Below are 14,268 nucleotides of genomic sequence, written 5' to 3' on the forward strand. Positions count from 1 at the left end.
GCAGCAAAATTCCGCAGCGGAGCGAGGAAAGGAAGCTTAGACCGCCCGAACTGGCTAAACGAGGCCCGCCGGCCATGAGGCAAAACTTGAAGTTAGCAAGTTAGATAGCACCGGAGCATGGAGACTTGTAAAGGCTCTAACGAAGAACCGAATGTAAAAAAGGCTTATAAATAAAAAAGGCTGCTCATATGAACAGCCTGACGATGAAAATTTTAAAAAATTTTAAATTTTTAATCCGCTTCCAGTATCATTTGCGAACCATCGGCAGCTTGCAACTTCAACTCATCATTGGTAAGATTTAAAACTTGGAAATTTTCGGTTAAATCAGATCCTACAAATTGCAGCGATAAATTCCGCGCCATGGCATCGTAGGTCCATTTACCCGATGCATTTTGCGTTTTCGAGCGCATGCTAAACGAGCCGTTGGCAAAGAACTGAATTTCTTGTTCTTTTTCGTCTTTGGTTAATTTATCTTTTTCCCCGGAGGCGGTGGTTTCTTTTTCGGTTTTCCAAACTTTGCTGTCGGCGCCGGTTAACATGCCTGCATTGCCCACACTGTCTTTTTTCTTGCATGCTCCCGCAAAAAGTAAAAGGGTAAAGCTCAGCAACATCAGGTAATTTCTAAGATTATAGATTTTCATAGTTTTAGGATTATAGTGACTTTTAGGTTAAGTTTTAATACTTAACTTTTTGAATATTACGGCGGATATGGGATTTAGTTAAATGGAATTAACCGTTTATGTTTTTTTACTCAGAATAATAACAGGCTTCCCTTATTCACAAACCTTTAATTAAAGTTTTAACCTGACGTTTCCCCAGAAATTTAAAAAATTTAAAAAATTGAATGCTGACAGGTATAATGAATCGTAAAGTTCTGATTTAGATTATTAAAAAGTTGATTAGCATTGGTTCTCAATGAGGTGTTTGCCATTACTAAATAGAACATTATCCGGAATTCCGGCGTATGTGGATTATCGGGGCTCTGGATTGATACAGAGCTTGATATGAAAAAACTATTTAGTAGAAAATAAAACTATGGGACTATTTGATTTCTTGAAAAAAGGGGAGGAAAGACCGGCCCAGCCGAAAGCCGACCCGAATAAAAATGCTTTTAACGTACCACCAACCGGTAACCAGGCGCAAGCTAATAACCGCGACGTACCGCAACCAACTGCTGCACCCGCCACGCCGCAAAAAGAATATTATACCGTAAAAAGCGGTGATTCGCTGTCTAAAATTGCGAAAGAATTATACGGCGATGCCCAGCAATGGCACAAAATTCACCAGGCTAACCTAGACCAAATCAAAGATCCGAACTTAATTCATCCGGGTCAAAAATTTGTGATTCCGCGATAGATTTAGAGGTTCGAACGTTAGATATTGGATGTTCGAGTTTTGAATGAAAAGATAAACCCGGTAGGTTGTAAAACTTACCGGGTTTTTACTTTACCGGGCACATATGCCGCGATAAATGCAATATTGGCAAACTTCGAGGTCGTGGGTTTTCCGGATGGGTATGTCGGGGTTGAGCATATCCTGAACAAATAGTCTCAGGTAATCTTCGGAATGCTGAATGTACGATTCCAAAGTTTCAGGCTTGTTATCGGAGAATGCAATATCGGAAGTCATAAAGCCGGCGTTCAGGTTCCGGAACGAAATAATGCCCGCTTCAATTTCTGGTTGAAACAAAGAGTTGCTTAAACTACCATCGGCTTGCATTTTTTTGGCCATTAAGTAGCGATACAGCCATAATTGCCGCACTTTCTCGTACTTGCGATTGGTGAGTAAATTTTCCGCGACGTGTTCCTGTTTTATCTTTAAATCGGCGGCATTTACCAGGCCGGTTTTATAATCGATTACCCGGGTGGCTTTGCCGGTGCTCTCAATGCGGTCGGCTTTACCGGCAATTTTTACGTTAATCACTTCGTCCTCCAGATTCACTTCCAACACCGTTTCCAGCACTTGTTCCAGGCTAATGATGTGCAGGGGTAAATCCGGCGACTCGGCTTGTTTTTTCAGGTAAGTGTCCAGCACTTGGGTGGCTACTTTCAGGAGTAAATAGTTCATGCCTTGCTCCGGCACATTGCCCAAAACGCCGGTTTTAAATGCTAGTTGTACCCGCTGCGGCAACACGGCTCGCATGCGGTTAATATCTGGGGCGGTAACCAGAATGTTCTTCTCCCGGAAAGGTTTAAAGTAATCTTCCAGCACTTTGTGCACGATATTCCCGAATTGATCGGCGCCAATTTTTTCTTCAATGTCGTCGGTTTCTTTCAGGCCGGCAATTTTGTTGAAGTAATATTGCAGCGAACAGTTAATGTACATGTTCAGGTGGGAGGGGTACAAACCTTTTTGCAGCGCTTTTTTGAGGCTGGCCAGCACTTGTTCGTCTTTCTGAATAACGATGTCGGGTTCGTAGGTTTTGCTTTCGTGCTGTTCTACTACGGCGGTTAAATCCCGAAAAGTTATGTTGGGATTGGCTGGTACCAAGTGGTGCTGCAATTGTAAAATAAACCTACTTTTCTCCCCGGAACCGTAGGTATCAGAAGGTAAAATATACAGCAGGTTTACGCGTTTGGCTCGTTGCAGCAAGCGGTAAAAATAATAGGAGGTAATGCTTTCCTGTTCGGCGTAAGTGGGTAAACCAAAGGTTTTTAGTACGTCGTAGGGCATCAGCGATTTATGGCTCTTTGGCTGCGGCAACACGTTCTCGTTCACCGACAGAATGATTAAATTTTCAAAATCCAGGGCCCGTGTTTCCAGAAAACCCATTACCTGAATATCCGAAATTGGTTCGCCGCTAAAAGGCAGGCGGGTTTGGGCAATGTTTTCGTACAGGAATTTTTTAAAACTGCGCACCGAAATGCGTTGTTCCCGGCAATCAAAAATCGAATCGAGCCGCTTAACTAAAGTATAGAAAATATACAGGTACTCGGTTTCGATGGGGTTCTCGGCCTGGAACTGGTACACTTGCTTGAGTAGGTCGATCAGGTTGTAAAAAGAAGCAATTATATCGTCGCAGTTGCGCCAGGTGCGGAATAAGGCTTTAAATATGGGGTGTTCTTTGCCTGCATCAATTAATTCTTTTGCCGAAACCAGTACTTTGTTTTGGGTAATGATCTCGGTTAAAACCTGGGAAATTAAGTTTTGCTCCGCGGCATCTTCGGTTACGGTATTGTAATATTGCTCGTAGCGCCGGATAAACGGGTGACTAAGAATTTTCTGGACCGTGAGGTAATGGTAGCGGTTTACTTTATAACCCGCATCGTTGGGCTGAATAACACCGGTTAAGTGCAACTCGAACAGTAAATCTATCAGGTTATAAAGAGGCGTTCCTTTAAAAGTAAGTCCCATGGTAACGTTGTAATCCGGAATATCTTCGCTGATGGAGTGCAGCACCGGCAGCAACATGGTTTCGTCGGGCAAAATAATAGCCACCTGCGCCTGCGGGTTTTCCTGCCGGATTTGCTGCAGCAATTGTCCAGCTACTTTGCCCTGCATACTCGCGTTAGCTACCGCAATAGCGTTAATTTCTTTGGTGCTGGTAAGTAAGTGGTTTTGTTCCCATTTCCAGTCGGGCAGTTGCCATTGTTTTCGGTAACGTTTTAAAAAATAACCGGCCCGGTTCTGGGTTTGCTCATCCATGTAAAACGCATCCGAGTCGAATAATACCTCGGCTTTGTTTTCTTTGAGTAAGGTGTGGATAATAACTTGCTCCGAACGGCTCAAGGCATTAAGCCCGACAAAAATAAACTGCGAACAAGTGGTTTTTTGCACAATATCCAGCACGTTTTCGGCTACGTGCCGATAGGCCATACCAATGTAGGCTTGCTTTTCGGCGCGTAGTTTTTTCTTCAGGCGGGTGTAGGCTTCCTGCAGATTGTCCCAGAGCTTAAAATACTTTTTCAGCATGGGCGAAATATCAAAGCCGGCGCGTTTCGGGTCCCAGCGTTCCAGGGCTTTGGCCTCGCTTAAATACTCGAACAGTTTGCCGGTATTTACTACTTCCTGGTCCATGCGGCTGAAATCTTCCAGCAAAGTATTCGCCCAGGTAACGTACTGGTCGAACTCAATATTAGGGTCGAGTTCCTGCATGATATCGAATAAATCCAGTTGCAGGTGAATGGGTTCCAGTACTTCTACCCGGGCCAGCCGGGTAACAAAATCTTCCATCGACGACACCTCCGGCGACCAGATACCTTCAGAGGCGACCTGGGCCAGGGCATTTTTAAAATAAACGCTTGCCCGCCGCGTGGGTAAAATCACGCAAATTTGGCTGATGTTTTCGGCGTGTTTGCTGTAAATATATTCGGCTGCCTGGTGCAGGAATGATTTCATGTATTCTTTATTCGGATGAATCCTGTAATCAAAATAGAAGGTACAAACAAGTTATATATAACTTTATCGTTTAACTCCTTTTATCAGTTTTTATTGGAATAAGCTGCCAATAAATCCTTGGCTTCCTCTGGGGTTAAAAGCGATACGGTGCTATGCCGGGCGTCAGGCGGAAAACTTACATTTTCTTCTATTTTCCAGTTTAGTAAATCGGGCGAGTAAGAAGCTCCAAAACCATTAGCCATCGGGAAATCATATAACAATAACCAACCGGTCTTTATGGGGTCTTTCATTACCGTGGGGCCTTCGGTAATTACCGGAGCAATCTGGCCTTTATTTAAATGCCCTTTTTGAATAGTGTAAGGCCCCTCCAGGTTCTTGGCGGTGGCTACCCGAATGGCTCTTCTTTCGCCGGTTTTAACCCCAAATTCTTCTTCTTTATGGTAAAGGTAATAGGTCTTTTTATGTTCCAATAAGGTTCCGTCAATAACCGAATAGGAGGGAGCAAAGAGTACTTTGGCTGGGGTAAATGTTTTCCAGTCGCGCGTTTTGCAATAATACAACCGGCTCTTTTTCCAGCCAGCATCTTCAAACGACGAAGACCAGAACAACATATATTCTTGGTTTATAGCATCATAAAACCATTCAGGGGCCCATATATTGCGAGCCAAAGCATTGGCTTCGTTCCGGGCGTCTTTCATTAAAGGCAAAGCACCTTCCACTTGCCAGTGAATTAAATCTTTAGAAGTGGCATACAAACAGCTAGGCCCTACTTGCTCGCGGTCGTTACGCTTTCCGCCGCCAGTTGCCAATAATCGCCAAAGTCCATCCGGACCCCGCCGCACATAAGGATCACGCATTTGCTGCTCCCATATGGGTTGGTTGTTGTTTAAAGGGGTCCAATGACGGCCGTCCGTGGATAAGGCCAGGTGCAAACTTTCTACTTGCATGGGATTTGGCAAAGGTACCTCAATGGTTTTTCCCTGCGCATCAATTTCAATACGAGTAGGATAACGCTGACGAAAGTAAGTCATCATCCAAACTTGTTGGCCTTTTTCGATTTTAAATGAATCAGTTGACTCCGCGTCTTTGGATGCGGATGCTTTCTTAGCTTGAGCCAAAGCTCCAGTGAAAGAGAAAACTAGTATAATTAAAAGTGTAAATCTCATTTTTTTAAAAATTTACGATAGGGCAAAATGTGAAATGTTGCTATAATTTTAGAAATATAAAATCTAAGCGATACCAGCAAATTTATAATATAATTTACTATGCATGTTCTAAATCGAAGGATTTACAAGTGCTGAAATGTTAATAATAATTAAGATTAAAAAATTCTGATTCGGTTTCAGGTCCTGCCGGATAGCAAATAATTATAGTTGTGGGTAGTTTGATACCTGCACGTCTACCCGGGCTAACCGACAAATAATATCTTCTTTCGAAAAAACTTCCGGGAGCCAGATTTTTTCAGTGTTTACCTGAACCATAGCATTTTTTAGGTAAGTATTCCTTAAGCTTGTTTCCTCAACGTACTACATCCTCTTAACAGAAGTTTAGAAATGCAAATGACTGGTTTTAAATCCGGTTTCATTTAAAAGAGTAATTATTAATTTATATAAAGTTTTTATGCGACCCTTTTTGCAATTATTATTGAAGAAAATTTCCCGCTACCATGTTAGACCTCGCGCCGATTACCCGAATTTTAAGAGCAAAAGCCAGCTCTCATCTTTTAGTTGCCGCCACGCATTACTTACCGGTTTTTGAAGAGTTAAGCCAAGGCGCATTATCTATACCGGAAATGCAGGAACGGCTACATTTAAAAGAACGGCCTGCCCTGGTTTTGTTCCCGGCTTTATGCGCCATGGGTATGCTGGAATATGATGCAGCCGGTAAACTAAAGCTAACTGAAACCGGAAAATATTTAACCACCACCAACGCCACCCATCTGTTGGGCTATGTTGGTTTAGAAAAAGATGATCCGGGGGTAAAGCAAATGGTGGAATGGTTACAAAACGACGGACCGGTAAATACAGACCAAGGGTTTTCGTATGTAAAAGACGAAGACGCACCTTCGCCGATGGATGAGGCGGAAACTGCCCGGTTTTTTACTATGGCCTTAGCGGGTAGGGCTAAGTTTCTTTCGCCCTTGGTAACAAATAAAATTACGAAACACCCCGGTGTATTATTGGATGTAGCGGGTGGCACGGGTTACTATTCTTATCAATGGTTGCTAGCTAATCCAACCTCCCGGGCCATTCTTTTCGACCGGCCCGAAGTGCTGAAAGTAGCTGCGGAACTGTTCGAAGAATTTTGCCAGGACCATCCGGCGGAGGCCACTTCCCTTAAAAATCGGATAACTTTTAAGCCCGGCGATATGCTGACCGACGAACTTCCGGAAGCAGATGTTTTGCTGGCCGCCAGTTTATTTCATGACTGGCCCGTAGAAACCTGCGAAAAGCTGGCGGTGAAATTTACTAAAAGTCTTAAACAGGGAGGCTCCTTGTGGGTGCATGATGCTTTTTTACATGATACCCTGGATGGCCCTTTAGCCGTGACGGAATACTCGGCGATGCTCTTTTTAGGAACCAAAGGACGTTGCTACAGCAGAAAAGAATACCGCAACTGGTTTACGAAAGCTGGCTTGGTACCAACAACGGATGAAATTCCTACTTTGATGGATTACGGACTGATAGCTGCCATGAAGCCGGAGTGATGGCAGTCCTAAAATGCTTAAGGGCCGCTTTCGCAAATTTTAAGTATATTGCGTTTTTGACATTTTTGTTGTAAACACATTTAGCTGCATGGTGGGTAAGTTATTATATTGGTTATGATCATAGTAGTAAGAGCCAAATTTAAAGTTACTTAATTCTAAATAGAAGGAAGAATTTAAATTTTCAAACCTTGTATTTTTTAGAAACAAGTATATACTTATTCTGGGATAATTATTGTACTTCAAAATTTAAGAACAATTGAATTTAATTTCAGATATAGTCATAGTCTTTTTTTTATTTCTTCTGCAAATCCGTAATAAGATTTTGATTTAGTTTCAGTATTCGTTTCATCCTCAAAAATATTCCTAACTACTGGAATTGAAAGATTTTCCAAAATACCAGATTGCCATGCATACCATACCGATTTAGGTATTCTGCCCTTTGAATACCAGAGATACTCCTCTGAGCATAGATTAAAGTAATCGATGATACTTAAGCGTTCTTTATCTGTTAATGTAATTTCATTTTGTGTGCGAAGTTTATTCAAAAGGTCATTTAACTCACCAGAATATTTATTATTAAAGTCAATAAATAATTCTCTAAAAACTTTATCATCTTCTATTTTTTGTTTTACAAAACTTAAATAAATAGTTATTAAGCTTGCTATTGCTGTAATTAAAACTTCTATTTTAATAATTACTTGTTTTTCAATATACATGTAAATTGAAGTAAATATTAATGAGATTAATATTATTTGCCAAATATTTCTTTGTAATGTTTTACTCATATTGAAATTAAATTATCTAATATTGATTGGTGTTCTTGTTAAAAAGATAATATAGAAAACGTAAACAGTAATAAAGGTTGAAGAAGTAATGGCTTTGTAAAATCCTCATATTAAATTATTAATGCTAATTTTTCAAAAATTTGTTATTTTAAACAACAATTTTTATACTTTTTACCACTTCCACAATTACACTTTTCATTTCTTCCTAGTTTTGTGAGTGTAACTGTATTCGAAGGAAAGTTGTATTTTCCTTTTTTGTAAGTTGGTAAATCTTTTACAGTTTCATCCATCTTGTCAGATTGCACCCAAGTACTTTCTAAATTGATTCCGAATTTAATAGTTTGCATTATGGGCTCAATGCAGATGCCAAACCAAAAATTAGCTTTTTCTTTATATTTTCTTTGCCGACAATGATTATTCAAACGAGGGATAGAAATAGATGTAATATCATTATTACAATGAATAGTTAACCCAGATTTCAATTCTGGGAACGTTAAAGTTAAAGTATGATTATTGCCATCTTCTTTGCATAAATTAAGTATTTGAGTAAAACCTTCATTTAAGGGTTCAATGGCTTCACTACTTAAGGATAGCAGTAAAAAACCTAAATCTATAATAGACGGGTGTTCAAGTCTATTTATATTTGTAATTATTAAGTCAAATGGTGTTCCTTTATATTTTGTTAATATTCCTTCAGGCGTATCTAAACCAGGGGCACCATCTCGTCTAGTAAGCATAGCAAGATCAAGATCAGCACCTATATCATCTTCGAGTTGCATCATTGTGTACTCATTATCTATCCATAAATTTCTTTTTAAATGATAGGAAAGGATAGTTAATTCATGAGTTGACATAATTTTATCACCGTATGATGTTCGCCTATTTACATAGCTTAGGAAGTATAAAGGTGATTGCAACATTTCCGTCATTACATCAAGCATGAAAACATCCATTATGAATGGAACTTTTATAATCTCATTTTCATAAACCTCTAGAAATTGCCTAGATTGGAAAGTAAGTGCTGGATAATGCTCCGAAACAATACAAATTGGATATATTTCTTTTAGATTATTAGGTATCTTTAATTCCTTGCCTTTAGCATCTATAAATTTATTATCTTTATTATTTAGTAATGTTGAACATAAATAAGCTTGATCATAGGCATCTTGAACAGCTTTTTTAAAATCACTTTGAAGACTGTTATCGTTACCTTTACGAGCAGCAATTGTAAGTTTCTTCGACTTCGCCTGCAGAACGATTGCTCTATTCGCAAAGATTACTAGTACATCAATTTCTCCCGCTAATTTTTTTTAGAAGTATAAATATTAATGTTTGAAAATACCCTGTTTTCTCCAAATACAAGTTTTAATCTCTCCGTAGAAAATGTTTCTGCAAACTCTCCTCTATGTTGCATTGCTGCAGGACGATATTTTCTGTCATCATGCAACCAAAAGAAAGGCGTTTCATATAAAGCCTGTGCTAGGCTATAATTCTGAAACAGTAAATAATTATCTTCTGACAACTTGATGATTGGATATGCATTTTTAGGATTAAAATCATCTAAAGAAGCAAAGTCATATTCAATATTAGTTGATACAAAGGATTCGATAACTCCTTTAACAATGCTTGCTTCAATGTTTGATGCTTTACTTATCTCATCAGTAGTAAATTCGTATGCTGGAAGCAAACTCCATTCTTGTGGCTTTTTGTTAATTAAACTAAGCATTTCATAATTGATTTTTACATTTTGAAGTGACTGGATAGTAGCAATCACTTCAGTAGCCTGATCAATTGTAAAACCTTTATTTTCTAAGAACCAATTATTATCCTTTTGGTACTTTAAACTTGAAAAATCTCTGTATTGAGAAAGATATACACCTTCTCCCCCATAAAATATAGATTCTCTTAATATAGAACCATTTCTAAATGGGTTGTAATTTTCATCAATTAAATTACTAGGATTTAGCATTTCTAAAGAAGGTGCCATCATAGAATGATGAAGTTCTTTAAGCAATATCTCTGTTCTTTCTAGATATCTTTGTATGATTTCTGGCGATGGAAGATCTGTATCAAGCTTTTTTTTACAGGCAAGACCTATGAGTGTTGATATTTCTGTTCTTAATAATCTTTCTGGAGTAAATTGCTGCAATACATCTTCGGCAGTCAATGTGTCACCATGCTTTATAGTATTATCTCGAAAACAGAGAAATGCAATAGCATGGACATATCCAGGAGAGGTGCATAACTCAGACAATTCTGTAAAAACTTCTGATTCTTCCCTTATTTTATTATTCATAATCAACAATGAGTAAATCTGAATTTATGTTGCTAATACACTTTGGTATGTTATATATAACTCGTTAATTGACTTTATTTAAACACCAACTTTCAAATCTTCCACATACACCCACTTCTGCACTTCCTCCACGTCAAAATAATACAGCACGCATTCAATTTCGGTGTATAATAATTCTTTAAAAAGGCTGGCGTAGAAGTTCAGGTTGTCGGCGTGTTCGGGGGTAAAAGGGGGGGCTTTAAAATCCAGGAGCACGACTTTGGTGCCGTCGAAAACAATGCGGTCGGGTTTGTAGCGGGTAGCCCGTACGTTTAAGATTTCTTTTTCTTTTTCGATCAGAATGTCTTTACCAAAATAACGCTTGATCTCGGGGTGGTTGATGATCTTTTTTAAAGTTTCGCGCAGTTCCGGGGTTTCTTTGCTGCTGAAAATGCCTTCGTTAACCAGTTGCTTCAGTACAAAATTCAGGTCGTCGGCGGTGGTAATGCGGGAGAGGGCGTAGTGTAATTTGCGATTCAGGCGGCGGTATTCCTGCTGGGTTTCAAAGTCGAACACGTTGTTGGCGTGTTGTTTTAGTTTCAGGCGCTGGGTCCAGTTAAAAGAACTAAATAAGTCCAGGTGAAAAACCTGCTCCGTAAATGGCGTGCTGGAATGTTGCGTGGCGGCACCTTGGGCTAACTGGTAACACAGTTGGTCGTCTTGCCATAAGTCCAGGTGCTGCAGGTATTGGTACAATAAAAAGCTGGTATTTTTCTGGTTGCCTCCCTGGTTGAAATCTTTTTTCTGGGCAATTAAGTACAGGCGGTCCTGGGGGCGGGTGAAGCCCACGTAGAGCATGTTCAGGTTTTCGATAAAGGTTTTTTCCAGCTCCATTTGGTACTGGGGCTGCAAGGGCGTTTCTTCCAGGCGCTTGCTCATGGTTACCACGGCCGCGGGCAAATCATGGAAGATGGGTAAATCTGCGGGCAAACGGCTCCACAGCAAAGCGCTGCGCTGCGGCTCCACTGACCAATCGGCAAACGGAATAATGACTACCGGGTACGCCAAACCTTTGGCCTTGTGAATGCTGGTGATGGTAATGGCGTTGCGATTTTTGGGCGAATTAATGCTGAGTTTTTCCTTGTGGGTTTCCCAGTATTCCAGGAAATTGTTCAGGTTATTGCTTTGGTTCAAGCTGTACTCCAGCACCACATCCAGGAAGCGGAACAAGTACTCGCACTCGTTGTTTTTGTCTAATAATTTAAATACCCGGATAATCTTTTCGGTAAGTTCGTAGATCGATAAATTGCCCGTTTCTTTTTCTTCCAGGTCGTAACCGGCAGTACGCAGTTCATCAAAAAAAGCGGTATTGTCGGCACAGTTCGCAATGGTCGCAATCGTTTGGGTAAGGGTATTGTCGGGTTGCACGTTTAATACCACTTTGCAGAACAAATACATGGCTTCGGAGCGGGCCAGGGTATCATCGGGGCGGTTAAAAACCCGGAACAAAGCCACCACCAGGTTTACCACTTCGGCAAATTGCAACGAAAGCGAGTCCTGCGAAATAATATCAAACTTCTTTTCTTTCAGGAAGCCCGCCACCAAACGGCTGTTGCGGTTGGTGCGGCTCAGCACGGCAATGTCTTTCCACTCGTAGCCTTCGGCCATCGCGTGCCGGATCAGCTGCAATACTATTTGGAGAGTACTTTCCTGGTAAGTGAGTACTTCGGGCTTTTCGTAGCCATCGTACAATTGCCCGGTACGTTCGCACGAATTTAATTCGTGCTGGTAGTTCGTGTCTTCGTTGTGGGTGAAGATTACCTGAATGTGTCCGCCGGTGCGGGTGCTGCTTTCGGGGGTGGCTTGTTTAAAGTTTTCGTCGTAGATGCTTTGCAGCATCGGGTAAGCCGGGTTGCTTTCGCTCACAAATTTAAAAAAATCGTTGTTGAAGCTGATAATTTCCGAGGCGCTCCGGTAATTGGTGTTCAGGTCGGCGGGCGTTAAACTGATATCCAGTGTATCGTAACGGGCTTCCAGCAAATCTTCGTTTTTGCGGTTTTGGTACAAAGCCGGCGTGTTGCGTTTGTACAAATGCAGAATCTGGTCCATGTCGCCGCCGCGCCACCGGTAAATAGCTTGCTTGGCATCGCCCACGGCCATGTTAAAATACCCCGAAGCCAACGAGTTTTCAATTAAAGGCAGTAGGTTGTTCCATTGCAGCGAAGAGGTATCCTGAAACTCATCGATCAGGATGTGGTTGTATTTTTCGCCGAGCCGCTCGTAAATAAAAGGTACCGGCTCGTTCAGAACAATATCGGTAATGCGTTTATTAAATTCCGAAATATGGACCAGGTTGGTATCGCGCTTAATATCCTGAATGCATTTTTCGAGCTCGTTCAGCACCGAAACCTGGTACAAGTGTTTAATAATTTCGGTGATCAGAATATAATTGGCACTTTGCTGCGTCCGGATGGTTTCAATGGTTTGGAAATAAGCTACGATCTGGCTTTTAATGCTGTTTACTCGCGCTTCGACATCTTTTGGAACCTTAGCGCCAACCCATTTATCGTTGTAAATAGTTTGCTCGGAATAAGTATTAGGCTTCTGAAATTCGAAATTTTTTAAATATTTATTAAAAAACCCGTAAATGCCTTTTTCTTTATAATGCAAAAAGCTGGCTTCAATCTGATTAGCGCTGAATAAATCCAGAGCTGCTTGCGCGGCTTCCACCACCGCTTCTTCAATCTGCTTTTTAAACCGGTACAAGTCTTGCCGGATTTTTTTAAAATCTTCCAGTTTCAGCCGCTGCAACTCCGACACCGCTTCGTACACCTGCTCGTTGAGTAAATTACTCGCAAAGGCCGCTAACTCATCGGGTAAACTGTTCCAACTACGGCCTTCGTCGGCTTTTTCCAAGGCGTATTGTTCCAGGGTTTGAGCCAGCAAGCTGTTATCCGGCGCATTATTCACTTTATCCAGCAACATGGATACGGCCGTGTTGAGCAGGGTAGTGGTGTCCAGGTCTACTTCAAAGTTGTAAGGAATATTGAGTTCGCGGGTAAAAGCCGTTACCACTTTGTTCACGAAAGCATCAATGGTACTCACGGCAAACTCCGAGTAGTTGTACAGAATTTGTTCAAACGTTCGCTGCGCCCGCGACCGAACCATTTCCCGGTCGGTATCCGGTTGATTGTATTCTGTTTGAATTTCTTGGGTAATCAGATCCAGCAATTCTTCGCTGCGGGCCTGGGCGTTCGCATTTGCCTGTACTTCGTTAAACTGCCGCAAAGCCGCTAGAATCCGTTCTTTCATTTCGTTGGCGGCGTCGTTAGTAAACGTAATGGCCAGAATAGAACGGTAATAGCCCGGGTTCTCGCTTTGCAAAGCCAGCTTCAGGTATTCTTTGGTGAGGTGGTAAGTTTTGCCAGAACCGGCGGAAGAAGAGTAAATTTTAAATTGCTGCGGCACGTGTTCGTTATTCGTTGCTGGTTGTTGGATGCTCCGAAATACCCTTGTTAGAAGAATGAATCTGTTGGCTAAATGGAGCGATTTTTAAAATTACAGCTTACTTTGAAGATAAGCAAAGATGTTGGCAGAAGGATTTTGTACTTCTATCATCTTGAAATGTTTGGCCTAGAAGTAAGTTGATGTTATTCTTTGGAGCCTGTTCCCGTCTCCATGTACTGGTGCTAATTCGATTTGACAGGCCTAAGATTGCCTCGTGGCCGGCGGTGTTTACCCCTCCCCCTGCGGGACCTCCCCTAAAAACAGGGGAGGAGATGCCGTTATTCTGTTTCCTCGCTCCGCTGCGGAATTTTGCTGCGCAAAACCGGAAGCCTAGCAGGTGCTCCACAGCCAAACTGGTTTCAATTGCGTTTAGCTACGGCTTTTTAAATAATTCTACACCTATACCTTTTAAAAGGCACTATTCTCCTGTTATAACTCAGGTTTAACTCTGTAAAACAAAATGTAAAGAGTTGTTAATCAATTAAAAATATCCTGTTTTAATGATAATGATTCTGCTGCGTAGCTAAATAGGTTCCTTCTGAATGACACCGTGGGTAAAATTTTAAATTTTTAAGAATTTAAAATTCTACTATCAACTATGCAACAAATAGCCTTAGCCAGGTGCAAGGAACGACGCTAAACTGTTTGAGCGTTCA

At 41.2% G+C, this 14,268-nt stretch carries 9 protein-coding genes; 2 read left to right on the forward strand and 7 right to left on the reverse strand.

Features of this window, described 5'->3' with window-relative positions; genetic code table 11:
- Positions 1–230: 230 nt before the first annotated feature.
- A complete protein-coding gene (locus HUW51_RS18305) occupies positions 231–641 on the reverse strand; it encodes a lipocalin family protein (protein ID WP_185271076.1) in 411 nt (136 codons plus the stop codon).
- A 394-nt stretch (positions 642–1,035) separates the two neighbouring features.
- Between HUW51_RS18305 and HUW51_RS18310 the strand changes: the two genes are divergently transcribed.
- Positions 1,036–1,356: a LysM peptidoglycan-binding domain-containing protein gene (locus HUW51_RS18310; RefSeq protein WP_185271077.1), complete on the forward strand. Its 321-nt coding sequence runs from the start codon at positions 1,036–1,038 to the stop codon at positions 1,354–1,356.
- A gap of 90 nt (positions 1,357–1,446) precedes the next feature.
- Here the strand turns inward: HUW51_RS18310 and HUW51_RS18315 are convergent, their stop codons facing one another.
- Positions 1,447–4,338 carry a PD-(D/E)XK nuclease family protein gene (locus HUW51_RS18315; protein WP_185271078.1) on the reverse strand — a complete coding sequence of 964 codons (2,892 nt, stop codon included), beginning with the start codon at positions 4,336–4,338 and terminating at the stop codon, positions 1,447–1,449.
- A gap of 83 nt (positions 4,339–4,421) precedes the next feature.
- Positions 4,422–5,504, reverse strand: coding sequence for a glycoside hydrolase family 43 protein (locus tag HUW51_RS18320; RefSeq protein ID WP_185271079.1), 1,083 nt, complete (start codon positions 5,502–5,504; stop codon positions 4,422–4,424).
- A gap of 500 nt (positions 5,505–6,004) precedes the next feature.
- On the opposite strand from HUW51_RS18320, the gene HUW51_RS18325 reads away from it, so the two are divergent.
- Positions 6,005–7,045 (forward strand): methyltransferase, encoded by a 1,041-nt coding sequence (locus tag HUW51_RS18325; protein ID WP_185271080.1) that lies wholly within the window; start codon positions 6,005–6,007, stop codon positions 7,043–7,045.
- 278 nt (positions 7,046–7,323) lie between these two features.
- On the opposite strand, the gene HUW51_RS18330 is transcribed toward HUW51_RS18325, so the two are convergent.
- The 4 genes from HUW51_RS18330 to HUW51_RS18340 form a co-directional block, all read right to left on the reverse strand.
- Complete coding sequence (locus HUW51_RS18330) at positions 7,324–7,830, reverse strand: hypothetical protein (RefSeq protein WP_185271081.1); 507 nt, start codon at positions 7,828–7,830, stop codon at positions 7,324–7,326.
- Between the two features lie 143 nt (positions 7,831–7,973).
- Positions 7,974–8,684 carry a YecA family protein gene (locus HUW51_RS24620; protein ID WP_228466716.1) on the reverse strand — a complete coding sequence of 237 codons (711 nt, stop codon included), beginning with the start codon at positions 8,682–8,684 and terminating at the stop codon, positions 7,974–7,976.
- 446 nt (positions 8,685–9,130) lie between these two features.
- Complete coding sequence (locus HUW51_RS24625; protein ID WP_228466718.1) at positions 9,131–10,126, reverse strand: hypothetical protein; 996 nt, start codon at positions 10,124–10,126, stop codon at positions 9,131–9,133.
- 78 nt (positions 10,127–10,204) lie between these two features.
- A complete protein-coding gene (locus HUW51_RS18340; protein WP_185271083.1) occupies positions 10,205–13,573 on the reverse strand; it encodes a UvrD-helicase domain-containing protein in 3,369 nt (1,122 codons plus the stop codon).
- Between the last annotated feature and the right edge of the window lie 695 nt (positions 13,574–14,268).

This window comes from Adhaeribacter swui, assembly GCF_014217805.1.
GTDB lineage: Bacteria > Bacteroidota > Bacteroidia > Cytophagales > Hymenobacteraceae > Adhaeribacter > Adhaeribacter swui.